This window comes from Paenibacillus sp. JCM 10914 (genome assembly GCF_001315105.1).
Lineage (GTDB): Bacteria > Bacillota > Bacilli > Paenibacillales > Paenibacillaceae > Paenibacillus_AQ.
This window is the reverse complement of record NZ_BAZR01000005.1, coordinates 237,426-262,304: the sequence shown is the minus strand read 5'-3', so window position 1 is coordinate 262,304 and position 24,879 is coordinate 237,426. Positions and strand designations below refer to the sequence as shown.

The 24,879-nt window shown below is 49.2% G+C and carries 22 protein-coding genes and 1 pseudogene; 4 read left to right on the top strand and 19 right to left on the bottom strand.

Annotated elements, in window-relative coordinates:
* Positions 1-32: 32 nt before the first annotated feature.
* From JCM10914_RS09640 to JCM10914_RS09605, 8 genes are all read right to left on the bottom strand, one after another.
* Entirely contained in the window at positions 33-1,337 is a 1,305-nt protein-coding gene (locus JCM10914_RS09640) for a sugar ABC transporter substrate-binding protein (protein WP_023960098.1), read from the bottom strand.
* 331 nt (positions 1,338-1,668) lie between these two features.
* The gene (locus JCM10914_RS09635) at positions 1,669-2,709 is read right to left on the bottom strand and encodes a LacI family DNA-binding transcriptional regulator (RefSeq protein ID WP_023960096.1); all 1,041 of its coding nucleotides are present in this window, start codon (positions 2,707-2,709) and stop codon (positions 1,669-1,671) included.
* A 184-nt stretch (positions 2,710-2,893) separates the two neighbouring features.
* Positions 2,894-3,619 (bottom strand): MerR family transcriptional regulator, encoded by a 726-nt coding sequence (locus JCM10914_RS09630; RefSeq protein ID WP_231638598.1) that lies wholly within the window; start codon positions 3,617-3,619, stop codon positions 2,894-2,896.
* A gap of 426 nt (positions 3,620-4,045) precedes the next feature.
* Complete coding sequence (locus tag JCM10914_RS09625) at positions 4,046-5,266, bottom strand: asparaginase (protein WP_036717533.1); 1,221 nt, start codon at positions 5,264-5,266, stop codon at positions 4,046-4,048.
* Positions 5,267-5,652: 386 nt separating this feature from the next.
* Positions 5,653-6,231 (bottom strand): hypothetical protein, encoded by a 579-nt coding sequence (locus JCM10914_RS09620; RefSeq protein ID WP_036717530.1) that lies wholly within the window; start codon positions 6,229-6,231, stop codon positions 5,653-5,655.
* A 41-nt stretch (positions 6,232-6,272) separates the two neighbouring features.
* A complete protein-coding gene (locus JCM10914_RS09615) occupies positions 6,273-7,082 on the bottom strand; it encodes a hypothetical protein (protein ID WP_023960088.1) in 810 nt (269 codons plus the stop codon).
* On the bottom strand, positions 7,072-7,614 hold the full coding sequence (locus JCM10914_RS09610) for an RNA polymerase sigma factor (RefSeq protein ID WP_023960086.1): 543 nt from the start codon (positions 7,612-7,614) through the stop codon (positions 7,072-7,074). Before JCM10914_RS09610 ends, JCM10914_RS09615 begins: the two co-directional genes overlap by 11 nt.
* Before the next feature lie 154 nt (positions 7,615-7,768).
* Complete coding sequence (locus tag JCM10914_RS09605; protein ID WP_023960083.1) at positions 7,769-9,163, bottom strand: MATE family efflux transporter; 1,395 nt, start codon at positions 9,161-9,163, stop codon at positions 7,769-7,771.
* A 157-nt stretch (positions 9,164-9,320) separates the two neighbouring features.
* Between JCM10914_RS09605 and JCM10914_RS09600 the strand changes: the two genes are divergently transcribed.
* Both JCM10914_RS09600 and JCM10914_RS29235 read left to right on the top strand, forming a co-directional pair.
* Positions 9,321-10,190, top strand: coding sequence for an AraC family transcriptional regulator (locus JCM10914_RS09600; protein ID WP_023960081.1), 870 nt, complete (start codon positions 9,321-9,323; stop codon positions 10,188-10,190).
* 208 nt (positions 10,191-10,398) lie between these two features.
* Positions 10,399-10,554 carry a hypothetical protein gene (locus JCM10914_RS29235; RefSeq protein WP_023960079.1) on the top strand — a complete coding sequence of 52 codons (156 nt, stop codon included), beginning with the start codon at positions 10,399-10,401 and terminating at the stop codon, positions 10,552-10,554.
* Between the two features lie 120 nt (positions 10,555-10,674).
* Here JCM10914_RS29235 and JCM10914_RS09595 read toward each other — a convergent pair whose 3' ends face one another.
* The 11 genes from JCM10914_RS09595 to JCM10914_RS09550 form a co-directional block, all read right to left on the bottom strand.
* Positions 10,675-12,252 (bottom strand): response regulator, encoded by a 1,578-nt coding sequence (locus JCM10914_RS09595; RefSeq protein ID WP_036717527.1) that lies wholly within the window; start codon positions 12,250-12,252, stop codon positions 10,675-10,677.
* Positions 12,227-14,149, bottom strand: coding sequence for a sensor histidine kinase (locus tag JCM10914_RS09590; RefSeq protein WP_023960075.1), 1,923 nt, complete (start codon positions 14,147-14,149; stop codon positions 12,227-12,229). Before JCM10914_RS09590 ends, JCM10914_RS09595 begins: the two co-directional genes overlap by 26 nt.
* A 195-nt stretch (positions 14,150-14,344) precedes the next feature.
* Entirely contained in the window at positions 14,345-16,015 is a 1,671-nt protein-coding gene (locus JCM10914_RS09585; protein WP_023960073.1) for an extracellular solute-binding protein, read from the bottom strand.
* A gap of 92 nt (positions 16,016-16,107) precedes the next feature.
* Entirely contained in the window at positions 16,108-16,989 is an 882-nt protein-coding gene (locus JCM10914_RS09580) for a carbohydrate ABC transporter permease (RefSeq protein WP_023960071.1), read from the bottom strand.
* 18 nt (positions 16,990-17,007) lie between these two features.
* The gene (locus JCM10914_RS09575) at positions 17,008-18,006 is read right to left on the bottom strand and encodes a sugar ABC transporter permease (RefSeq protein WP_023960069.1); all 999 of its coding nucleotides are present in this window, start codon (positions 18,004-18,006) and stop codon (positions 17,008-17,010) included.
* A 263-nt stretch (positions 18,007-18,269) separates the two neighbouring features.
* A complete protein-coding gene (locus JCM10914_RS29230; RefSeq protein WP_023960067.1) occupies positions 18,270-18,443 on the bottom strand; it encodes a hypothetical protein in 174 nt (57 codons plus the stop codon).
* A 201-nt stretch (positions 18,444-18,644) separates the two neighbouring features.
* Positions 18,645-18,881, bottom strand: a complete 237-nt coding sequence (locus JCM10914_RS09570) for a cold-shock protein (RefSeq protein ID WP_023960066.1) — start codon at positions 18,879-18,881, stop codon at positions 18,645-18,647.
* A 95-nt stretch (positions 18,882-18,976) separates the two neighbouring features.
* Positions 18,977-19,177, bottom strand: coding sequence for a cold-shock protein CspD (cspD, locus tag JCM10914_RS09565; RefSeq protein ID WP_006207896.1), 201 nt, complete (start codon positions 19,175-19,177; stop codon positions 18,977-18,979).
* 300 nt (positions 19,178-19,477) lie between these two features.
* On the bottom strand, positions 19,478-19,942 hold the full coding sequence (locus JCM10914_RS09560; protein WP_023960065.1) for a hypothetical protein: 465 nt from the start codon (positions 19,940-19,942) through the stop codon (positions 19,478-19,480).
* 38 nt (positions 19,943-19,980) lie between these two features.
* Entirely contained in the window at positions 19,981-21,606 is a 1,626-nt protein-coding gene (locus tag JCM10914_RS09555) for a cellulase family glycosylhydrolase (protein ID WP_023960064.1), read from the bottom strand.
* Between the two features lie 290 nt (positions 21,607-21,896).
* Entirely contained in the window at positions 21,897-23,072 is a 1,176-nt protein-coding gene (locus JCM10914_RS09550; protein WP_023960063.1) for an acyltransferase, read from the bottom strand.
* Positions 23,073-23,256: 184 nt separating this feature from the next.
* On the opposite strand from JCM10914_RS09550, the gene JCM10914_RS09545 reads away from it, so the two are divergent.
* A complete protein-coding gene (locus JCM10914_RS09545) occupies positions 23,257-23,985 on the top strand; it encodes an amino acid ABC transporter ATP-binding protein (RefSeq protein WP_052019696.1) in 729 nt (242 codons plus the stop codon).
* Positions 23,948-24,837, top strand: a pseudogene (locus JCM10914_RS09540) (transporter substrate-binding domain-containing protein). Before JCM10914_RS09545 ends, JCM10914_RS09540 begins: the two are co-directional and overlap by 38 nt.
* Positions 24,838-24,879: the final 42 nt, after the last annotated feature.

The window sequence follows — 24,879 nt, the reverse complement described above, 5'->3', positions numbered from 1 at the left end:
TATGCGTAAGCCCTTTCATCCCGGGAAAGCTGTTAACTGGCGTCCAGGACCTCCTGGACCTTCGTATGAATCTCCTTCACGCCATCGTTCACGGTGACATTGCCCACCATGATTTCGTTTACGACCTGTTGCACGAGAATGCGCCATTCGCTCCAGCTTGCATTCTCATCCAAGGTAACGCCTCCCTCGTCAATACCGTCGGTGAAAGCGGCTTTGTTCAGCGGTTTGGTGGTGCTGTCCTTGAGCTGATCCAGCGCCGACTTCTTCACCGGCAGTGTCGAGCCTGTATTCACAATGATGTCCTGCACTTCATCGCTAAGATAGTATTTCAGGAACTCCCAAGCAGCGTCCTTGGATTCCTGCTTCGCTCTGGAGGAGACGAGCCAAGTGTTGGCTACCATCGGGACGTAGCGTTTGCCGTCGACGCCTTTTGGAATTTTGACTACGTTCCAATTCGTATCAGGGAAGCTGTCATTCATGTTCACCTGCAGGCTATATTGCAAGAAGTACATCGCTGCCTTGCCACTGGCAAACACTTCGAGTTCGCCGCCGTTGGCCTTCAAATAGTCGATATCCGCAAAATACCCTTGTTCCAGCCCGTCGTATAACTGCTGCAAGCCCTCGGCCGTCTTCGGATCATCGAATTTCGATTGGGTTAACGTCTCGTCCAGTGCGGAACCACCCGACTGTTTGATCCACGGGAACCAACCGTTTGTGATGGAGAAGGAGCCAATAAATCCGAATTGGCTCGTCTGATTGCCTTCCTTCACCGTTAATTGCTTGGAGGCTTCAATCAGATCGTTATACGTCCAATCGTCCGTTGGCAATGGCACGCCTGCTTTCTCAAACACATCTTCGTTGTAGGCCAGTGCAACCGGGTTAATTCCGTGCGGCACACCCCAGATCTTGCCTTCCGGCGTTTGCGCCGAGTACAAGCCGTCGATATAATCGTCAGCATTCAGATCTGCTTCCATATACGAAGTTAAATCTTCTGCTACACCACGCTGGCCGTAGCTAAGTATTGTGGCATTCTCCTGGAACCAGACGTCGGGCATCGTGTTGCCGGCAATCTGTGTGGCGATCTTGGATGTGAAGTCCCCCCAAGGCGCTTCCTGAATTTCGACGTTGATGTGCGGATGATCTGCAATGAAACCATCAATAATCTCTTTACTTGTTACTTCATAGCTTCCAGGAAGCCCAATCTTCAGCGTTACTTTGTCTTTGCTGCCCGAATCCGGTGTTCCTTCACCGGAAGAGGAGCCGCCTGATGTGGAGCATGCGGTGAAGATCATGACAAGCGCTAGCATAAGTGAGATGACACTGAATCTTTTTGACATTGAAAACCCTCCCTTTTTCTCTTCAAAATAGGTCTGCGTGTTTTCTGCTCCAACTCTCATTCCATTCCTCAGTAATGATCTATAGTAATCGATTTCTGTACAGAGTATAGCATGGAAGCGCATCCTTGAATAGTACTTTTCTATGATTCCATCTGGATTTTTCGTCAAAATCACCGTGGTTGAGCCTTTGTTAAGGAGTATTAAGGTTAAACATGCATTGTTTTCCATCTATGAATTCGTACTAATTACAGCTAATTATTTAGTAATCGATATCTTTTTGAGCCAACAAAAATAGCCTCAGCATACGCTCAGGCTACTTATCGAAACCATTTTATTCTATCGCACTCCGGATATCCCGGATCGATTGGCGCTCCAACAACTTCGGCTGCAGCATGACGTCAAACATTGGACCATCCTCGCCGTTCATCATGTCAAGCAGCATTTTGCAGGCCATCTTCCCCATCTCGTAATCCGGCTGCTTGATCGTCGTGAGCGGCGGATGAATCATCTGCCCAACGTCGATGCCATCGAAGCCCATCACCGATATCTCCTGCGGTACCGCGATATGCTGCTCCGACAATTCGTTAATAACGCCGAAGGCCATCATGTCATTGCATGCAAAAATCGCCGTTGGCCGCGGCGACTGCTGTAGCAGCTTACGGGTGAGCTGTTTGCCTGTATCGAATTCCGTGATTGCGTTATACACCTCTTCGGTGTGCGATTCGACGACCAGCGGCTTCAGGCTTGCGTCCTTCATAGCTGACATATAACCTTGGTGGATGCTGCGACGGCTCGGGCGATCCATCTTCGATGTGACGTACCCGATATGCTCATGTCCTTTCTCCTGAAGATGCTTCGTGGCCATATAACCGGCTTTATGATAATCGAATTCGATCTGATTAATGTTATCTTCTTCGATCTTCTGGTCAATCGCAATCACGTTCAGCCCGAGCTGCATCAATTGGGTGAGCTGGCTCTTGTCCTTGGAAATCGAGGAAATGATCAAGCCCTTGACCTGCTTCTCCATGATCGTCCGCAAGTATTCGTCCTCCAGCGCCGGATCTTGGAGCGAGTTGCACACAATCACCGTGAAGCTGTTCTGCCTTGCTACTTCCTCAATGCCGAAAATAACGGAAGAATAGAACGGATTCACGATCGAAGGGATAATGACACCAATGGTGTTGCTGCTGTTCTTCTTGAGCTGTTTGCCCAGCATGTTCGGAATATAATTGGACTCCTTCGCAATGCGCTGAATCCGCTCCTTCAGCTCCTTGCTGACGGGATAGCTGCTGTTGCTGAGCACGCGTGATACGGTCGCCGAAGAAACGTTGGCCATCTTCGCTATATCGTGTATCGTGGTCGGTTTCTTCATAGGATCCCTCGCTTATAGTAATCGTTTACTATATTAAAGTATACAAATAGCTGACATAGAAAGCAATACAGAAAGCCGTTTGAACTCGATATCGCGCTCATTGAACAATTCCAATCGATTAACAGAAAGCAAGAAGACCCTGGGTGCCATTGCCCCAAGGTCTTCCAATCCACCCCCGCCTATTCTACTGAGCGTAGTTGACAGCGGAAGCGTATAGATAATAACTCAAGCCGGTTTGCTGCTGCTCCAGCATGTTTTTATGGAAATCATCCGTAACGAAAAACCAGGCGGATTCCACAAACCCTTTCGCATCCAGCGCCATGATATTGTCATTAATATAGCCAATATGATGCGACAGGAGCTGCTTGACCCGCTCATCATCAACGCTCCATCCGGATTGTAAGGCGTACGCCAATTTGCTCATGAACTCCTGCGATTCCTTGGCCGACGCTTCCATATCCGCGGGGTTCAGATCATCCGTCGGGATTTCATATTGGTACTGATCCTGTAAATATTCATTCTGTTCCTGCAACTGCTCCCGCCACTGTTCCTTGTTCAAGCCTTCAAACATTTGTCGCTCATCCATTGCTTGACCACGCTCCTCAAAATTAATCGTTTCGGTAATCGTGCCTAATACAGAATCGATGCGTTCCCGCTTTTGCTCCATCAGTAACTTTTGTTCCATCAACACCTGGCAGCGTTCTTTTCGCTTAGCCAGCAATCGCTGAATATCCTCCAAGGAGAAATCCAATTCCCGGTAGAACAAAATATGCTGCAGCTTCTCCAATTCCTTCTTGCCGTACAAGCGATATCCCGCTTCCGTCACCTCACTCGGCTCTAGCAAGCCGATCTTATGATAATGATGCAGCGTCTTGATCGTGATCCCCGTCAAATTCGCAACTTGCTTCACCGTCAGCAACTCCATTCACCTCCTATATCAACACCATAAACTCTGACCTTAGGTCAGAGTCAAGGGTGAAATTCGGAATTAACAAATGTTCTCCGCTGTCTATTTCCGCTATTCGGACACCAGATCCGCTATTGTCCCGCTTGAGGCCATATTCCGGCGCTGGACGGACAGAGGATCCGTTATTTCATCAACCCCCCGCTTAAAACCCCATTATGTTCACACATAAGGGATCAAGGGTCCGCCGAACTCCCGATTTCCCCGTTTCTCCTCCGAATAACGTACCTGGAGTCCGCCAACCAGCCCGACACCTATTTCTATCGTTCCCACAAAAAAAGACCACCAGGGAATCCCTGGCGGCAAATTGGAGGAAGGAACTTCATTCGTTCAGTAGGAGTACAGACCGCAAACTTCAGTAAACACGAGCAATCACACTTGCGGGGTTCCGTAAGTATCGAACCATCCTTTGATAGTGTCAAAATCCTTCGTAAAGGACAGTGACAACAGCAGCAGAATACGTGCTTGCTGCGGGCTCAGGTTATCGCCGGCAATAATGCCTTCACCACCGCTGTACACGCTGCCGGAGCCGGTACGGGTCGTGGTTACGAAGACGATGCCCTTCTCAATCGCTTCCTTGCGCTCAGCACTCATCGCTCGGGAGATCCCGCCTGCACCCGTACCGGAAGTAACAATACCTTTAGCTCCCGCGGACACAAAGCCCTTGATCGCACCTGGACCTGCTTCCTGATAGGAGACGGCGATTTCAACCTTGGCCAGATCCTCCTTGGAGATGGTGCTCAGATCGAATACCGGTTTACCTTCACCTTCGGGCTTCATGGCACGCAGTGGCGCGCGATATACACGAATGTTCTGATCGTCGATATAACCTACGGCTCCCAGCATCGGCGTCTCAAACGTATCCATACGATAATCGTTTGTCTTCGACACGCCGCGTGCCAGATGAATGGTGTCATTCAGCATCAGCACCGTCCCAAACGATGAGGTGCGTCCGCTGCCAGCCAGCTTGATAGCATTGTACAGATTCGCCTGAGCATCGGAACCGATCACGGTCCAAGGTCTCATGGATCCGGTAATGACCACCGGCTTATCGCTTTGCACCGTCAGGTCGAGGAAGTACGCAATCTCTTCCATCGTATCCGTTCCGGTCGTTACGACTACGCTGTCATAGACCTTTAGCGCCTCATCTACCGTCAGGGAGAGATCATACAGATCGGCCATCGTGTAAGCACTCGATCCAGAGTTGCCAAATTGAAGCGTGCTAATGTCTGCAATCTTGTCCGTGTTCGGAAGCTCGGACACCATGTCCTCAATCTTCAGCGTACCGGCACGATAAGACTGAAAGCTCGTCTCATCCGTCGATTGACCCGCCATCGTTCCACCTGTAGCCACAACAAGCACATTCGGTTTCGCCGAAATCTTGGCTGCTGTCGACAGCGGGGGAATCGTTGTGTTTCTTCCGGGTGCAGCGGGCGCCTGAACAGGTGCTGGCGTACTCACCGTCCCCTTCACCTCGGTCACCGTAGCAGCTTGCGCAGCATAAGTACCCAGAGGGGATAATGAAATGGCTAATGCCGTTAGTGCCGCCGTGCTCCAAACAGCTAGTGGACGTTTTGATTGCAGTTTCTTCATCATAGCACTCTCCCTTGATGTTAGGTTATATGACCAATAAATATGTATCCGATACATTCATTCTATTTATTGTTAAGTTATATGACAAATGATAAAGAACATAGATTAAGCGTTTACAACTAGAGAAAAAGATAAGTTTTATACTATTTTCGAACTTTTTTAGCTCTTTAAAAATATTAAACCCAAAAAAATAAGCAATGTCTTATTCATATCGAACGCAATATTATGTTATATTATTTAACATATCAAGTTATGTATAAAACAAGAAAAAAGCAGACACCCCGATCAGAGCGCCTGCCTTACTTACTCATTACTTACTCATTACTTACTATATAGGATTATTAGCATGCAGCAGTTCAGCAATAATCAATGCCACCCCGATCGGCCTAGTCCTTCGCTGAACCTTCCGTCACACCATCTGCCGACAAGCGATACTCGATGATCTCTCCATCCTCATCGGCATAATAAACCGTATAGGAATCAACCGTCTGGCTCTCATTGAATGTCACCATCAGTTGGGCCGCCATCTGTCCATTGTAAAGACCCGTAACATCGACAGAGACTACCTGTTCGTTATACTCGTAATTCCCGCTCACGTAGTCATACTGCCATGTCGTGAAGGAAGCGGCTCTGGAGAATGCATCTGCCGTACCCAACTGGTCTTGCACCTGTGCCATCGTCTTGCCCAATATGGACATGCCTTTCAGCGAAGCTGCAACATCATCCTGCTCTTGAGCCGTTGTGTTCGGCTCGCTGCTGTCAGCCTGCTTCTCTTCATCTGTACCTTCATTGCGCTGCATTTCCGTTCCTCGCTCCTCAGCTGATTGCGCATGTGATAACTGCAAACCTTGAATCGAATTGCTCCCTCCCTCCAATTCAGAGGGCGCCGCTTCCGGATTGCTGCATCCCCCAATAATCATGGCCGTCAACACAACGGTTAATGCGATACCTTGTCGCCTCTTCATCTTCACTCACATCTCCCTCTGACGAATCTCTCTATCATCATTTAGTTCATGTCTGTCGTAATGTGGAACTCTTTCATCATGTTATGGAACCGGGCACCGAACCCTTCGGAAGCTTCCAGGAAATATTGCTGCTTCACCACAAAGCTTCCGCCTTGACCGTTATCCATGACATAATACTGCAGCACCGGATCGTCCCATTCCTTGCCGCCGGTTCCACCCAGTGCGTGCACGCTCCAGCCTTGGATCGGTTCCTGCACCTGCTCCATTTGCGTCACCGTGTAATCCTTCAGTTCGCCCTCAACCTGCTTGGCGGCTGTGGCCGGGTCAACGCTAACTTGGGAGATTTCCATGAACACTTCCGGATAAAGATCACCTTCTGGCTTCTCCTTTAATTCAATCCGGTCTACACCCTCACCCTTCACCATCTGGAAGCGACTCTCGTCAATATAAATAACGTAATCGGCACCTTCCTGCAAGGAATCCTCGCTCGTCTCCGGCATGCCCTCCAGTTCCTGCTCCACCGTCTTCTGAGGCGCAAACCATTCCTTCACCTGATCGATCATCGCCTGCACGGGGGCAGTCTGAAAGCTAAACCCTAAAACGATAATGGCCGCTGCTGCGGTTCCTACCACCCACGTTCCCACTCTTCTTCTCGGTTGACGCCGTCTATTCCGACTGCTTCTTGATGTTTGCATATCTTCTACCCCCGTTGTATGCGGTGCAGGCTCATTATGAATACGTTCCTTAATGGCTGCCCAAATCTCATCTTGATAATCCATGCTTTCGTCCGTGCCCTTCTTCAAACTATCCTTCAGCTCTTGATCCAATGGATCACGCTCATCACGTCCCATGTCGATTCCCTCCTCTTCTCTGCAACATCCATTCCTTCAGCTTCTTTCGCGCCTTGAACAATCGCGATTTCACCGTATTCACATTTAGCTCCATGATGTCTGCGATATCCTTCTCGGCAAAATCATTCAAGTATTTCAGGATGATGGGGATGCGGTGCTGATCATCCAGCTGCTGCACCATCTCGTAAATTTCGCCATGCCGATCAAAATCATAGACGTCCGTCTCCGATGGCAAATCCCGCTCCTCCGAAATCTCCGAAGGCACCACCCTGGAATGCTTTTTCAAATACCGGTTGCACTCGTTATAGAGAATCCGGTTGAACCAAGGGTCGAACGGCTTGCTTACATCATAAGACCCTAAATTGCGGTATACCCGGATGAAAGTCTCCTGGACCACATCGGCTGCGCTGGCTGCGCTCCCCGTTACGGCCGTCGCCGTACGGATCGCCCGATCGGCATATAAGCGGTAAAGCTCTTCGAATGTTTCGTCACTGTATGCTGTCTTCAATCGTTGTACAAGATCGTGTACCAACCGTGTTTCCCCCCTTTCACTTGGCCAATCACTATAAATACCCGCGCAAGGTTGCGAAAAGTTTTCGGTTCTCGATATTTTTTTATTATGACAAAAAAAGGATACTCCCATGCCAGGCGGCCGAAGTATCCTTCTTCTTCTATTATAACCCTGACTACGCTTGCGCAGGTACACCTTCCATTGGCGCTGTGGCCATCTCGGCGGCGGGATCCGGCTGCTGCGCTTTACGCAGATGCTTCTGCCCGCGCCAGCGGAAGTATGAGAGTGCCCCGCGCAGATATTCATCGGCAATCATGCAGGAATAGATGCCGATTAAGCCCCAGCCCATATGAATGCCAAACACATAGGAGCATACCGTAGCGACCAGCCACATCGAGCCGAGCGAGATGTACATGGTGAATTTCGTATCGCCTACCGCATTCAGCGAGTTCCCGAGCGCCATATTGAGCATTTTGCCAGGCTGTAGAATCAGGTTCATGCCCAGCAGCGAAGCGCCGATAGCGATAATCGTCTGATCCTGCGTGAATAGACCGAGCAAATGCTTCCCGAACACAAACAGAATAAACGCGTTGACCACAACGTAGATCGTACCGTAACCGAGTGCCCGATAGGCGCTGCGGTAAGCTTCTTTCGTGCGTCCGGCACCGAATAGATGGGCGATCTGAATCTGCGCTGCCATCGCGATCGAGGTGCCGAGCAGGAAGCAGAAGGATTCCAGCGTATTCATGTAGGTTCGAGCGGCCAATTCGGCCGCACCCAATGTAGCGATGAAGGTATAAATAATCAGTTGCGAGAACACCCAGCAGGACATATTTATGCCGAGCGGCCAGCCGATTCTCAGCACTTCTCCGAACAACGGCCGGTCAAACACCTTAAACTCTCTCCATCGGATCTTGTATTCAAACGAACGCAGGAACATATACAGCAGCAACAGAACGGCAAGCAGACGGCTGACAACCGTGGAAATCGCTACACCCATCAATCCCCATTGCGGAAATCCCAACTCTCCGAAAATGAATCCGTAGTTCATAATGACGTGAATGACGTTCATCCCGATAGCTACATACATAGGGGCGCGGGTATTACCAGTGTTGCGGATCACGGTGCTCATCGTGGCCATCATCGCAATCAGCACCATACCGCCACCCACGATCGATATATAGGTCCCTGCCATCGGAAGCAGATGTGCAGGCAACTTCAGGGCTGCCGCGATCTGTTCTGGCCATACATACAGAATGATACTGCATACCAAACCGATCAAGGTCGTTATGCTAACCGCCATGATCGCAATCGTCCGTGCATCCTTGGATTTGCTCGAGCCGATCTTCTGAGCAATCAGGATGCCGGCCCCGCTCGCAACCGTCATAAAGAGCGTGGTCATCGCCTGAAACAGCTGATTCGAGAACCCGACAACGGCCACCGCATCATCGGATATTCGGCTGACCATTAATGTATCCACTGCCCCCAGCAGAAATTGCAGGAACAGCTCAATAAATATGGGCCACGCCAGCACCCATAGCGTAAATTTCTTCGTGACATTATCCAACATTCCAACCTCCACCCATGATGTCAAGGCCGCAGACGTTGCTTGAGGAAAACCGTCTTCAACCTTCTCAAATTATAGATGGTATACTGGAGTTATAATATCATTTTCGGAACGCAAATGATCAATATCTAAACCTCACGATAGAAGAAAGGGCTTACTTATGACGATCCTGAATTTCACCGTTCCTCCCCTGCCGGAATACATTAGCAGCGGGCTTACCCACGCACCGATTCACAGTGGTCACCCCAATCGAAAGAACATCGGCATCTTCGATCTCCTTGTGGTAATCAAGGGTCGGCTCAGTGTCACTGAGGATGGCAAGGCATACGAGATTGAACCTGGCATGTTCCTCATTCTCCGCCCGAATACACATCACTTTGCCACCGAGGAATGCAAGGTGGAGACCGATTACTATTGGCTGCACTTTCAAACTTCGGCCAACTGGAGTGCTGACGAAGCCTCGCCATCACGAAACAGAGAAGGACATCTGGAACTTAAAGCGATGGAACCGAACTATTTTACAATCAAGCTCCCGCTCTTTGGCACCCTGCCACAACTGGATCAAACGATCGAATTGCTCGCAACCTTGTCGTCCCTCGTTCAATATGGACATCAGGCCAAGTTCCTGTGGCGGCAGCAGGTGCTGTTCCAGGAACTGATTGAGCATCTAGCGGCTGCCATGGATACACCTGTAACTTCTCCTTCCTCCGCTTGTGCAGCAAAAGCAGCAGCCGATATTCGCAAGAACTACCGTGAGGAGTTCAAGGTTCAAGATCTCGGGTACCGCGTCAATTTTCATCCGGTCTACATTGCGCGTTGCATGCAGAAGGAATTCGGCTGCTCTCCCGTCGAATATTTACAGCGGTATCGGATTGAGCAATCCAAAATGCTACTATTGCAGACGGATTTAAGCGTTAGTCGGGTGGCCGAAGAGGTCGGATTCAATCACGCGGCTTACTTCACATCGTGCTTCACCAAGCAGGAAGGAATTTCACCTCGCAAGTATAGACAGCGATTCTTTATGAGCTGATCCATGAACAGACATTTGCGTTAAAATGCATGAAGTAACTTGCATCCCGTGCGGGAAGTCTATATAATGGGAATCAAGCACATGATAATGATTATCATTACCGGACAAGTGAGAATACGTTGAGAATGTCCGGGCGCATCCAGCGCTTATCCACCAGGCATACATCTCGCTTGAAGAGTTTAAAATATAAAGGAGAGCCGATTGCCCTATGAATATGACTTCCCGCCGCTGTTCTCTACAGATCGATGACTATCTTGACATGTTAAACCTTGCGATTCAGCTCGGTGACGTGAAATGGCAGAAGGAGATTACCCGCAAGATCGAAATGTCCCTGTCCAAGTTGGAGACGGCAGCTCAATCATAAGAGGATTTACATAAATCCTCGGACGTCCTACGACTCAATCCAAAAGACACCTTGCTACTTATTCCAGATCACGCTGGAGAAGCAGCAAGGTGTCTTTGTTTCCGTTCATTGTGGTTCGTTCTACCGGTTACCTGCATCTGAATATACCTTAAGCCGGTATTCATGCGGCGAGATGCCTTCAAGCTCCTTGAACACCCGCGAGAACTGCTTCATATTCTCGAAACCGACCTGCTTACCGATATCCGCAAGCTTCAGGTTACTGCTATGAAGCAGTTCCTTCGCCCTGGAGATGCGGAGCTTCTTCAGATATAAGACGAAGTTCTCACCGGTGTGAGCCTTGAATGCTTCACTGAAATAAGAATAATTCAAGGATACGTGATTGCTGACCATCGCCATATTCAGGGGCTTATGGTAGTTCGCCTCCATGTAAGTCACGGCAGCTTTCATCTCGGAATGCTCGCTATGAGCAGAACGGATGCTCTTCACATATTCATTCACACTCAACAGAAGATGCTCCAGATTTCTGAAATAGGCATGGAAATGACGATGATTGTCCATCGTTCCCACCTTACGGTACAGCTTCAATACCTCCACCATCGACTCACCATACATACGAAATACTTCATCCAGAATCTGCTCGTTGATTCGTGTGCTCACTTGTTCTAAATACGATACATCCACGTGCGGCATATCCGGGATATGAAAAATCTCGAGCAACAGCAATTTGATCTCCCGTTCACGGTCTGTTCCGAGCATATTGCCAAGCCTGCGGAGATGATCCTCGGGAATGGGATACATGTTAAGCTGCTCGTGCAGCTCCTGATAGGATGCCTGCTTCACATTCGGATGTACAAAGGTATAACCCAAGGCCTTCAGCGCTTGATCGTAGCCCTTGCGGATATGCTCCATACGTGTGCCTTCCTCACTGATGCCGATAAAAAGTCCGTCCATTTCGCGTTCCTTGAACTTCTCAGCCAAATCCGCACACCAGCGTTCGGAGCGTCCAATAAGTACAAGCCGACCACTGGAATCGAAGCAGTTGCCACCGTTTCGTTCCTCTGAGGTTTCCATGACGCAATCGATGAGTTGCTTGAGCTCCTCCTTATTCATCGTATTGCCATCTTCATATTTATACTTTATCGCAGCAACTCGGAACGGCTTAACGTATTGCTCGAAACCGATCGCCCTTGACGCTGCTTCTAAATCGATAGCCGTATCTCGCGGCTGCTCCAGCAGTTCCTTGAGTGCATGAGCCTGCAACTGCTGCAAGTATGTCTCGCCGCTCGCCATCCGTTGGTGGATGTCCGCCTGCCACTGCAGCGTCTCTTCTGTCTTGCGCAGTGCGGTAAACAGTTCGTCGCGCCGAATCGGCTTGAGCAGGTATTCCTTTACCTGATACCGGATCGCTGCTTTGGCATATTCAAAATCATCATACCCGCTGAGGATAATCAAGACCGGTTTCACCTCGGTCGTTCCCGCTAGTCCGGCAAGCGATTCAATGAGCGTGATGCCGTCCATGACCGGCATCCGAATATCGGTAATCACAACCTCGGCCGGATCCTTCCGGAACATATCCAGCGCTTCCTGGCCCTGAGCTGCCATCCGAATCTGATACTGATTCGGAAACTCCCGTTCGATCATCATACTAAGGCCGTTTCGTATATTCTTCTCATCATCTACGATTATCAGATTTCTCATGTCCATTACCGCCTCCTGTTAGCAGAACTTTGGGGAACTTCATCATGATCTGCGTAAATTCCCCCTCCTCACTGCTCACCTTAAGTCCGTAATGCTCTCCATAGAACAATCGGATTCGTTGATGCACATTCTGGAGACCGATGCCTTCCACTTGCTGTCCGCCTCGCCCATAATCTCCGTGCGGCAGATCCGCCGTGTCTGCCGTCCGCAGAATCTCGTTCAACCTGCCAAGCTGATAAGACTCCATGCCTTGCCCATTGTCCGTCACATGAATGGTAATCAAATCGTCTTCCCATGCCGTCACATCGATCCGTACACGCTTCTCCAGATCCGAAGAGTCGGGCCAGGCGTGCTTCACAGCATTCTCGACAATAGGCTGTAAGGACATCTTCAGCACTTCAAGCTCCATGTATTCGACAGGAATGTTCAACTCCAGCTGAATCGGATCATCAAAGCGAATATTCATGACATCGATATAATTACGAATATGACGGATCTCATCCTTCAGCTTCACGTATTCGCCGGACCATTTGAAGTTATAACGCATCATTCCTCCAAGCGAGGTCAACGCGTCCGAGATCGTCCGTTGCCCTTCAATCTCGGCCAGCATCTTAATATTCTCCAGCGTGTTATATAAGAAATGCGAATCGATCTGACTATGCAGCGTCCGCAGCTCCGCTTCCTTCGTTACCGCTTGCTTCTGAATCCCTTGCGCAATCAATTCATTAATCGTACGCATCAATTTATTGAAATGATGGGCAAGTTCACCTACCTCTCCCCCACCGCGAATAGCGATGCCTGTCGTAACTTCCCCTTTACGCACTTTTTTCATCGAATCCGTGAGTCGGCGAAGATTCTTCAATATGATGGAATTGAGATAGTAGGTTATCACAGACAACAGAACGATGAGCCCGATATTCACCGCGATAATCTGACGCTGCGCCATGGATACCTGATGCAGCGCACCTTCCAGCGATACCACGTTCAACACATGGGCTTGCAGCCGCTCCACCGGGGTCGAAATGAGTAGGAAAGAAGCGCCATTCACACTGAACTCGGCATGCATCACTTGCGCTTCCTCTCCGGCCTGACTCTGAAGGAGGCTGAACTGTGCCCCCACTTCCTCACGAAGTCCATCATACGTGCCCATGAACGATTGGCGGCGATCCATATACAGCGTTCCTTCCCGGTCGACAATGACCATCTGGGAGCTCTCGTCACGAATGCCGGCAAAGGTCTTCGGGGCAAAATGTCGCAGCAGCATATCCACTTGCAGCAGCCCGTGATCATCTCTATCCTGCACATGCCGAATCAGCGATACTTTGGGCATATCCTCCGATGCAGCCGTGGCGAAACGCTGCAAAATATCCGGATCATTGTGACTGAACACCCACAACTCGCCGTCGTCGCTTTGCTTCATCTCCTCAAACCACGGTTCGAAGCGGATTCTATCCTCGCGAAAAATGATCGGCCATAACTCCGTCGTTTTGGTATTGCCGGTAAAAATGCGTAAATGCGCTATATTAGGGTTGTTGGTCTGAATTGCCTCGATATCCTCAAAGGGACCTCGCCGGAATTCCAGCAATTCTGGCGCATCCAGCCCCTCACTGATTAAATAGTCTTTAATCTCCTGACTACTCGTGGACAATTGTGCGGCGGTGTCAATCGCCTCAATCTGGTTCAGCATATTCAGCTTCTCAATCTCCAGCAGGAACGAGTTCTGGTTCAGTGCATCCTTAATATACGTATCTTTGATTTGTTGAAAGAAATAATTCGAAACGATAATACTCGGAATCAGCAGTATGACAATATAGGCCGCAACCAGACGACTCTGCATCGATCTGCGTTCGAACCAATACATAAATGATTGAATGAACGATGCCATTCGTTGCATCATAATGGGGTCACTTCCTGTTAATGAGCTTATATTCGAGGAGGGGCAGATACAAAAGAGCGCCCGTGGCCCCGTTAAGATTACTCTCCCCTATATTATCGCTGGATGCGTCAAAAGGCACCCTATTATTTGAAATTCAAATAATAGAGTACCTTATGAGCGCTAGGCATCACATCTTGCTTGAGATATGATCACATCTTATTTCAGAAACTCCGCCAGTTTTGCCACGTGCTCCTCGTATTTCTTCTGTCTGAAATCATGAACCTTCGAGAATCCGAGGGATTCGCGCTTCGCTTGATATTCATTCCAGATGGTATCGAATTCGGCATCCGTTTTTGCAAAAATCAGCTTCGGCAATACCTTGCCCCACTCTGTCATAACCTTATCGTTAATAATGCCCTCTTCGGAGTTGCCGTCTGGATCCAGTTGGTCGAATTGCGAGAAGCTCATCGCTTTGCCACGAGTCCAATCTTCCAACTGTTTGAACGGCTCAACTGCTGGTGGCTGCCAGGCGGCCGTAACGTTGTTGTCCATCAGCATCCAGAACGTGTGCGAAGCCCCATATTGCTTATCGAACGCGCCGCGATCGCTTTGGAGAAGCTCTGTCACTTCAGGCAGGAATTGATCCTTGCCATCAATGGTGTCCCAAGTTTCACCCTTGATGCCCAGGAATGTGTCACGTTGTCCTTCCTCAGAGATGAGGTAGTCCAGGAAGCGAATCGCACGGGCCTTATCTTTAACATTTTTCGAGATTAATGTAACCGTCCAACCGGAGATCGATGGCCCAGAAAGAGTCGGTTGATCCAGATTGGAATTAAACATACCGTCTACCGCAATGTAGACCGAGTTCGGATCGTTAGCAAACAGTGCATTTTGTTGGTTGGCCATGTCACTGCGTTGATATAGCATCGCGAAATAACGTCCTTGCGCCATCTTCTCTTCCATCTGTGGACGTTTATCCACGAAGATGTCTTTGGACATCAAGCCGTTCTCGTTAGCCTGACGCAATGTTTTCAACCATCTTATATACTCCGGATCGGTGCTGCGGTCATACAGTTTACCGTCCTTGTCTTGCGGAATCGCAAGGAAGTTTTGCAGATAGCCTTCAAGGGAGCTATTCCCCTTATCATGGAAGTCATGGAGGCCGAATGGAATCAACGGCTGACCGTTCACGTCAGGGAACATCTTCTTCGCATCCTCAAGCGCTTTCAGGAATCCTTCCGGTGTGCGCATATCGGGTTCGCCTAACGCTTCATACATATCTTTACGAACCAGGAACGTCTGGTTAGACAAGATATTGTCGCTGAATTTCTCGTAATCCTTCGGAGAAGAGGATGCGTTTGGATATCCGTAAATGTTACCGTTCTCCTTCGTATACCAGGAAACCTTCGCAGGGTCAGTCACCTTATAGAAATACGGATCATATTGATCGGCCAGCTCGTTCAGCGGCAGTACGAGATCACCTTCGATCATCTTCTTGACAGCGTCTTCATACCAGCCCAGCGTAATGAAATCCGGCAACGAACCCGATGCAATCATCGTATTCATCTTTTCGTTCTCATTTCCTGCCGGAACGATGAAATTCACGTTAACTCCGGTCTTCTCTGTTACGTATTTGGATGTCATATCCTCTCCCCACTTGCTCGGGAACCAGGCGAAGTTAATGTACCAATCGAACGTAATTGGTGAAGTATCAACTTGCCATCCGGGCTGATCCTGTGTCAGCTGTGCCTCTTCAGCTGGCGGCTTCTCGGCTTCTTTCTCCGACGACGTCTTCGTATCCCCACCGGAAGAGCATGCTGTAGTAAAGGCCATAACCAATGCAAACATCATTAACAGCAGGCTTTTTGGCTTTAGCATCTTGCTCATGTGTTTACCCCTTTTCTTATTTAGAAATATGATTATATAGAACCCTTGCCCAAGAGACAAGAGATACTACCTAGCGAATAGAGCGACATCACTCAACCCTTGATCGAGCCGATCATCATGCCCTTCACGAAATAACGCTGCAAGAACGGATAGACGAACACGATCGGCGCGGTAGTAACCACCATGGTCGCCATCTTAATCGACTGTGATGTAACCGACTTGGTCACCCCGCTCGGAATTTGGGCCAACATCTGATTGGAGCTGGACTGCGCAACAACCCTGTACAGATACGTCTGAATCGGGTGCAAATCCGTATTGTTGACATAGATAAGGGCTGTAAAATAATCATTCCATTGATATACCCCATGAAAGAGGGAGATCGTCGCGATAACCGGCATTGAAACCGGAAGTACAACCCGGAAGAAGATCGCCCAATCGTTCGCTCCATCAATCCGGGCCGCTTCCTCAAGACCCTCGGGAATTTCGCGGAAGAAGGTCATGAAGATAATGAGATCGAAAAAGCTGAACATTGCGGGAATGATGTACACCAGGAAGCTGTCGAGCATATGCAAATCCTTGATCAGCAGAAACGTCGGGATTAATCCGCCGCCGAAGAACAACGTGACCGTTCCCATAAAGATATAAAATTTACCGAAGATCAATCCTTTGCGTGATAAGGCATAGGCCACCATGGCCGTGAAGAGAACATGCACTACCACGCCAATTAACGTCTTGGCCACCGTGATGCCCATAGCCGTCATAATGCCTGAGCTCTGGAACACGGCGACGAAATTCTCAAGGCTGAATATGCGCGGCCACCAGTAAATGCCGCCTCGCATCGCATCCTGCCCGTCATTGAAGGCGTTGATCAGTACATACCAGATGGGATATATGGTTAGAAAGCATACGATCAGCATGCCGAAGTTGTTGAATAGATCGAAGAACGCTTCACCTTTCGTTCTGCGTTTAAGCATGATTGCAGCTCCCTTCTCCTAGAATAATGAGGTATCGTTCAATTTTTTGGTTACCTGGTTAGCGATCAACAGCAAGACGATGGCAATCACGGATTTGAACAGGGAGACGGCTTGTGCGTAAGAATAGCGACCGTTCTGAATTCCCGTGTTGTATACGAAGATATCGATAACATTGCTCGCACTCTCATTCAGCGTGTTGCGAAGCACCAGGATCTGGTCAAAGTTGGAGTTGAGCATGCCGCCCATCGCCAGGATGAACAGAATCGAGATCGTCGATTTGATGCTTGGGAGCGTAATATACCACATCTTCTGAAAACGCCCAGCTCCGTCAATCGTGGAAGCCTCATACATTTCAGGCGAGACGCTTGCGATAGCGGCCAGATAAATGATAGCGGACCATCCCAGCTCTTTCCAAATATCCGACGTAATGACAATCGTCCAGAAATATTGCGGCTCCGCCAAATACGTGATGGGCTCCGTAATCAGATTCAGGGTGAGCAAAATTTTATTGATAACACCCACGTCTGCCAGGAACGTCATCAGAATCCCGCCCAGAATGACCCAAGATAAGAAATGGGGCAGGTATGAAATCGTCTGGATCGTGCGCTTATAACGCACGGAACGGACTTCATTCAGAAATAACGCGAATATGATCGGAAGCGGAAATCCGATAAACAACTTCAGTAAGCTGATCCCAAGCGTATTCTTCATGACTGTGGCAAAGTCATCATTGGCGAAGAACTCCTTGAAATGTGTCAGCCCAACCCAGGGTGCTTCTCCAATGGATTTGACGATATTGAATTCCTTAAATGCGATGATTACGCCGTACATCGGGATGTAGTGGAAGATGAACAACCACACAACACCGAGCAGTGCCATAATCTGTAGATGCCGCTGGCTATAGAACTTTCGCAGCCATTGGTCTCGGGCAAGCTTATTGCCCCTCCCAGGTTCAGAAGGCTTCCTTAGCGCAGCTGTGCCGGTTTCGGGAGATTTACCATTGAGCTGATTCTGCATGATCACGACCTCCATGTTGAGCCTGTCTGATATGGTGTAAACCCTTACAAGCTATCTGATAATATTGTATCCACAACGCCCCTCAACTGTAAGGTTTCAGATTTCGTTTATAGGGCTTCATTTTTCGGGTAAACCAAAAAAAGGCATGAATCGCAAGCTGATATCCAGCTGCAATCCATGCCTTTTTCTGTCTTTGCCTCAATCTTCAAGCCGTGACTGGGGCATCGTTTCAATTGTGATACTTATATGAAACGGTTACCGTCTTATTCTTCCTTGTCTTGCTCACGCTGTTCCTGTTTACTTTCATGCTCTTGTTGATATTTCTCGCGCATCAGCTTCTGCATGATGAACTTCTCCTGATCATTCAGTCCCTCTTGGTTGTCCTGGATAATCATGTTGTCGATGTTGCGCTTCAGTACCTCGGTTTGCGTGTTCAATGCATTTCACTCCTTTGAATTTTGGCCCCTGGACAAGAAAATCTGACTCTTGATGTCAGGGTACACTGTATATCTAACCAATCTCCTCATCCTGAAACACGAATAGGAGGGATTTATAAATAAACAATAAATCCAGTTGGGTTAGTATCAAGTATCAATCAAATGGCGTGTAGTCCCAGCGCTTTCTCTAGGTATTAGCTGCTATTTTCGCTCAATCTGAATTCCCTTGCTTAGCGATTTCTGCTGTTTGTTGGTGTTGACAAGCTGGGGCAGAGTTCTGGATTCCTTGACCATAGGGGAATGACACAAATGGCATACTGGCTCCGTGTCGAACGCAAAATCGTCCCGCATCCACCCTTTGCAGTCTTCCGTCGTGCATGCCCAGACTTCCGTTATTTCTTCAGGAATACTCTCCATAGAGTTTTTACGCGAATACATGAACGTTCCTCCTTAGTTCTTGTCATAGAATAGAACCGCCTTATAAAAGAAGACTGCCCTTAATGTCACACATTAAGGGCAGTCTTCAGTTGTACTTACAGCTTTACAACGTTCTCAGCTTGTGGTCCACGGTTTCCTTCAACGATGTTGAACTCTACGCGTTGGCCTTCGTCAAGCGTCTTGAAGCCGTCGCCTTGGATCGCGCTGAAGTGAACGAATACATCGTTACCGCCTTCAACTTCGATGAAACCAAAGCCCTTCTCAGCATTAAACCATTTAACAGTTCCTGTTTGCATGGGGGAATCCTCCTTGATATATATTTACATGACCTTTTTTCTTCGCAATCGGAATAAAAAAATTCACATATTGCACAAGGTTACCAGAAATGACAACCCTCTACAATATGTGAATTCAGGTCGTATTCGATATTCATATCTTAACACAAATGAGCCGCGATAGCAAATACCTAAGAAAAAGATTCCATACATTTTAATAAGCACTTCTCGCATGCGATCCAAACCTATATTCATACGTAAGCGAACTGCCGCTACCATGTTGACAGTTCGCATACGTACCGCGTTCTACTTACGAATGCCTCACTTCAGAAGCTCCTGAATACTATGCTCCCAGCGCTGCAAAACCTCGTCCGGTTTGTGTAGTCTCACCGTGACACCGGACAATATATCTGCATACTTCGCAACATCCTCCCGAACATGAACGATGTCCGCAGCAAAACGCTGACGGGGATGAAGGGCCTGAGGCAAGTCAGGAAGCGCGAGGAGCCGCATTCGCACATAATGAGCAACTCCTTCATGAATCGCCACCAGTGTTGCACGCCCTGTGCGCAGGAGATTCCCGGTTGTGACGGTACCGTGCCATAACCCTAATCGCAGATGGGCAGGATCCAACGCCACAATCTCGCCTACGCTGATCATCGCCGTATGCGGCCAGCCGTCTTCCGTTGTACTTAGCAGCAGCATCGCCGTATACTGTTTCGAATCCAGATCGTTTCCGCTTAACCACTGATACAACTCTTCGGATAAAGCCGCATTCTCTGCCATGACCATCTTCTCCTTTTTATATCATCCCTATACAGGTTTTACGCAAATTCAAGCCAATCCAGTTCGAGCCGTCCCTGATTCACCATAAACACCAGGTTAACGGGGCCTTCTTCCAGATACAGATCGGCTGCGAGTGTGTGAACCTCCCACTCCCCGTTACCGGGTAACGTTACCGCAGCCGGCTCACTTTCACCCACTTGCAGCATAATCTCGGCGTCACCCTCTGGCAGCAAGGCCCGAACAGACAACTGGAATGTACCGGAGGCTGGACACAACGCATCATATGCGAGCCAGTCCCCTTCCTGGAGTTGCACACATATCAAATTATCCTCAACCCACGGCTTCCCGCCTTCTGGCGAATAGCTCGGTTGCTCTTGCTTGCCGGTGATCATTCGCAGTGGGACTCCGTCATGGACTCGGAACCCGATGTCACGGCTGGCCTTTGTACCGATGTGGTAAGATACGCTTTCTCCCTGGTAGCCATAAAACTCCGCCGGAATTTGAAGCGGCAGCTGCCGCAGCAGAGACCGGGATACGTTCGGGTATGCATCGCACGCCGCCAGCGGCAGATTATCCAAATATTGATTCAGAATGGCTTCGGCTTCATCCGCCGCCGGTTTATCCCCGCCTTGAAGATACGCCGTCAACCGATCCCATCCATCCGGCATCCGAATCGAGAACGGAGAATTCTGCGTATTCATCTTCTTCCATGTCCAGAAATTCCATGAAATACGATGATCGTCAAACATCCGGAAGGCGCCTGTATACCATTGCGGATTATTCTCGCCGCCTTCACCCATGAAGATCGGGACGTTCCACTCCTCGCGGAAGTCCAAATACTTCTGAATACTTTCCGAATCTGGGTTATTCCAGTATTTATGGAATTGATACAGTACATTATCATCTATGATATGATCAAAAATGCTCCAGTCCGTCGACCAGTGCACGCCTTCCAATATGATCATATGCCGCTTGTCCACCTCGCGGATCGCTGCTGTAATCTCTTTATATAATGGCATGACCCGGTCATTGTACTTGCTGAACCAGTCCGGCAGCGGTTCGTTGAGCAGGTCGTAACCTGCTACAATCCATTCATCCTTGTACCGTTCTGCCAGCATACGCCAGAGAGCTACGGTACGCTCTGCATTCAGCGGATCGGTGAACAGCTCCGGCAAATCCCGCTCCGAGTCGTCAATGTTCGCACCCGTTTGTCCACCCGGGGCACCATGCAGATCCAGAATAACATACAGGGAATACGTCTTGCACCATTCAATGACCTGATCGATCATGCCAAGATGTCCGGCATGATATTCAAATGGCGGCTGCTGTCCTTCAGCCATAATAAAACGGGCATTGATCGGTACCCGAATCGAGTTGTACCCTTCCTTGGCGATCTGCCGGATATCTTCTTCGGCGATATAGCGCTCATAATAAGTTTCCCAGAAAGCGGCTGCCTTCTCTTCGCCGATCAAACTCCGCACCATCGCTTCTATGCGCCTTGGCCGGTCTCCTTGCTCCGGCATCTTCCACATATATCCCTCCGGCAACAACCAGCTACCAAGACCTACGCCTTGTAGTAATATATCTTGTCCATCCCCGTTCACAAGCCGCTTGCCGTCTGCCTTAATGAAACCGCTTACTAGATTGTTTGAATTGTCACTCATCTTCTCATCTCCTCACCTTGGAATCTCAGCCTGCTTCCATCTCCTATCCCAATAAAATATAGCACGAGATCCCGTCGATCACTCCGGTTTCCGAAAAAAAGAGCACCTTATCTGAAATTTGACTCTGATCATTGAGGAGACCATCCGAATACGAACCCCTCCCGTTAAACTCCCGTGGAAGCAGAGAAAAAGAGCAATCCTCGGGATCGATGGCTAAGCAAAATCAAAGCCATGGTGATGCAAGAATTTTCATTCTTAGCACAGCCATGGCTTATCATCCTATTCTTTTTTTACGATGTCGTCTCGGATACCGAGGTCTTCCCGCTCACCTGCTGCACCGGCTCCTTACCAGTACTGAGTCTTCCTGGCAATTTGCCGAACAGGATCCAGGTCCAGCCCCCAAGCCGACTGATGCTATATACGACAAGGTACGACACGAGAATCGCACTTCCCAATCCGCCCGCATACCAGAGCAGTTGCAGCCAGGAATGGTCCGTACGCAGCGGAAATTCGCGATAGACGAGCAGTACGAGCGGATGCACAAGATAAATACCAAAAGAGTACACTCCGAGCCTACGGAAGCCGCGGAGCCACCAAACACGTGATCCGCCAAAGCGAAACGCCACTTGCATCATAACAAGTGTGGTAGTCAATGTGTGCACGTTCCAAAAGGCATCATACAACAGAGGATGGTATTCCACGCCAAACAGGCGCTGATTGTATCTTAGACCAATATGCACGAGAGCCGCACCAAGCCATACGCCCCATAACAGCATCCAGCCCAACCTGCGACCGAAGCCTGAACCGGCATCCGTCAACCACGATCTTACTCGCTCATAGTAAATCCCCAGCCAGGCCCCGAGAAAATAATAGGATAGGTAGGAGAACGACCAGCTATTGCGATTAACTACGTGCCACCAAGCATCATTGCCGATATAGAATATCCATTGCAGCACGATCCCAATCAACACGCTGGAAGCAGCCAGCCATCGATAACGCTTGAGAAGCAGCAGCACCAGCGGAAATAGCAGATAGAACTGGATATTGATGAAAATAAAATACAGGTGCGTGTACGCCTTTCCCGTCGCCAGCTTCGGCCAAAAGCTCTGGAGCATCGCCGTGATATCGGTCACTCCCCCGCGATGATACCAAGCCACTGTGAAAAAGATAACCGAGAATACCAGATACGGCACCACAATATACATCATCCGTTTCTGGAAAAAACGCGCGAGATCGCTGCGTCCAAACGTACGATGATAATAGTTATAGAACAGCACAAAGCTGCTCAGGAATATGAAAGTCGTTGTTCCGACCTTCGAGAAAATGTTCAAAAAGTTATACAACCCAAAAAAATCGTCCCCGCGCATTCGAACGGTAGCGAATGAAGTCGCATGCACCATCAGCACGCCCATCATTGCAAATCCGCGAACCAGGTCGATTTCAGTTATTGCCCCACGTGATTTCATGCTTCCCCCTTCTTTCACCCCAATTATAGACCACTTTTCATAATATTGATACAAATTTTCCCGAAAGTGGAATGGAACAAGCTCCTGTTACCATACCAGTGTTAAAGGGCCTGGCACCAAAGATGGACAAAAGCTTACATGTCATTCTCTCATCCCATACCAAACCAATAGGAGGGGATATCCACTGATTGAATTCAAGCGTGTCCACAAATTCTTCGGAACCTTCCACGTTCTGAAAGAAATCGACTTGACCATCGCACAAGGTGAGGTTGTCGTCGTGGTCGGACCTTCCGGCTCCGGGAAAAGTACGCTGCTTCGCTGCATGAATCGACTTGAGGGGATTAGCGACGGTGAGCTCATCGTCAATGGGAGCCATGTTCATGATCGCAAGTTGAACCTGAATCGGTTCCGTCAGGATATCGGCATGGTATTCCAGCATTTCAATCTCTACCCACACAAAAAAGTGATCGATAACATCACACTCGCTCCGATGAAGGTACTCGGGCTGAGCAAAGAGCAGGCAACCGAGCAGGCGAATGTCTATCTCCGTCGTGTCGGCATTGCCGATAAAGCGGACAGCTACCCCTCCCAGTTGTCAGGCGGACAACAGCAGCGGGTAGCCATCGCCCGCGCCTTAACGATGAATCCGAAAATCATGCTCTTTGATGAGCCGACCTCAGCTCTTGATCCGGAGATGATCGGCGAGGTACTGGACGTGATGCGTTCGCTTGCCCATCAAGGCATGACGATGGTCATCGTTACCCATGAGATGGGCTTCGCGAGGGAAGTCGCCGACCGCATTATCTTCATGGACGAGGGCCGTATTGTCGAGGATACAGCGTCTGCGGATTTCTTCAACCAACCTCGCGAAGAACGTGCACGCGTATTTCTCAGTCGGCTTCTTCATCACTAACGATAATGGAGCAGACCATATTTTGTTAAGGGGGATCTTAAACATGAGTAAACGTTTATCCAGAACATTTCGGTGGGGGTCAGCTATACTGGCGCTGATGATCATGCTTGTCGCGGCGGGTTGTGGAGGCTCGAGCGACACCAGCACGCTGGATGCCATCAAGAAACGAGGTAAGGTCGTGGCAGGCGTGAAATACGATACGAAGCTATTCGGCCTCCAGGACCCAGCCACCGGGAACGTGGAGGGTTTCGATATCGATATCGCCAAAGCACTCGCCAAGAAAATTCTCGGAGATGAGACGAAAGTCGAATTGAAAGAAGTCACTTCCAAGACCCGAATCGACATGCTAAGGAATGGCGATATCGATATTATCATCGCTACGATGACCATTACGGAAGAACGGAAAGAACAAGTCGATTTCAGCGATGTGTACTTCGAAGCCGGCCAATCCCTGCTGGTGAAGAAAGGCAGCTCGATCACGGGGCTCGAGAGCCTGAATAAAGATACGAAGGTGCTCACGGTGAAAGGCTCGACGTCTGCACAGAACATTCGCGAGAAAGCGCCGGATGCCGTTATCCTTGAATTCGAGAACTACCAGGATGCCTTTACGGCGCTCCGAGCCGGCCAAGGCGATGCACTAACAACGGACAACGCCATTCTGCTCGGCATGCAGCAGCAGGATCCTGGATATGAGCTCGTAGGCGGCAACTTTACGGATGAGCCTACGGCATGGCCATCAAGAAAGGCAACGAGGATTTCGTGAAGACCGTCAACGAGCTGTTGCAGGAGATGAAGGACAGCGGGGAATACGAGCAGCTGTATGAGCAGTGGATGGGCATCAAACCGGAGTAATGTAATCTGGCTTGGACGGTACGGCCACGCTTCATGCAATGG

Bases quoted from the DNA above. Each gene is read 5' to 3' on its own strand.
- JCM10914_RS09635 (WP_023960096.1), bottom strand. From the start codon at position 2,709: ATGAAGAAACCGACCACGATACACGATATAGCGAAGATGGCCAACGTT.
- JCM10914_RS09625 (WP_036717533.1), bottom strand. From the start codon at position 5,266: ATGAAGAAACTGCAATCAAAACGTCCACTAGCTGTTTGGAGCACGGCG.
- JCM10914_RS09590 (WP_023960075.1), bottom strand. From the start codon at position 14,149: ATGATGCAACGAATGGCATCGTTCATTCAATCATTTATGTATTGGTTC.
- JCM10914_RS09605 (WP_023960083.1), bottom strand. From the start codon at position 9,163: ATGTTGGATAATGTCACGAAGAAATTTACGCTATGGGTGCTGGCGTGG.
- JCM10914_RS09595 (WP_036717527.1), bottom strand. From the start codon at position 12,252: ATGAGAAATCTGATAATCGTAGATGATGAGAAGAATATACGAAACGGC.
- JCM10914_RS09580 (WP_023960071.1), bottom strand. From the start codon at position 16,989: ATGCTTAAACGCAGAACGAAAGGTGAAGCGTTCTTCGATCTATTCAAC.
- JCM10914_RS09560 (WP_023960065.1), bottom strand. From the start codon at position 19,942: ATGGCAGAGAATGCGGCTTTATCCGAAGAGTTGTATCAGTGGTTAAGC.
- JCM10914_RS09600 (WP_023960081.1), top strand. From the start codon at position 9,321: ATGACGATCCTGAATTTCACCGTTCCTCCCCTGCCGGAATACATTAGC.
- JCM10914_RS09615 (WP_023960088.1), bottom strand. From the start codon at position 7,082: ATGGGACGTGATGAGCGTGATCCATTGGATCAAGAGCTGAAGGATAGT.
- JCM10914_RS09575 (WP_023960069.1), bottom strand. From the start codon at position 18,006: ATGCAGAATCAGCTCAATGGTAAATCTCCCGAAACCGGCACAGCTGCG.
- JCM10914_RS09640 (WP_023960098.1), bottom strand. From the start codon at position 1,337: ATGTCAAAAAGATTCAGTGTCATCTCACTTATGCTAGCGCTTGTCATG.
- cspD (WP_006207896.1), bottom strand. From the start codon at position 19,177: ATGCAAACAGGAACTGTTAAATGGTTTAATGCTGAGAAGGGCTTTGGT.
- JCM10914_RS09620 (WP_036717530.1), bottom strand. From the start codon at position 6,231: ATGAAGAGGCGACAAGGTATCGCATTAACCGTTGTGTTGACGGCCATG.
- JCM10914_RS09550 (WP_023960063.1), bottom strand. From the start codon at position 23,072: ATGAAATCACGTGGGGCAATAACTGAAATCGACCTGGTTCGCGGATTT.
- JCM10914_RS09555 (WP_023960064.1), bottom strand. From the start codon at position 21,606: ATGAGTGACAATTCAAACAATCTAGTAAGCGGTTTCATTAAGGCAGAC.
- JCM10914_RS09585 (WP_023960073.1), bottom strand. From the start codon at position 16,015: ATGAGCAAGATGCTAAAGCCAAAAAGCCTGCTGTTAATGATGTTTGCA.
- JCM10914_RS29235 (WP_023960079.1), top strand. From the start codon at position 10,399: ATGAATATGACTTCCCGCCGCTGTTCTCTACAGATCGATGACTATCTT.
- JCM10914_RS09570 (WP_023960066.1), bottom strand. From the start codon at position 18,881: ATGTATTCGCGTAAAAACTCTATGGAGAGTATTCCTGAAGAAATAACG.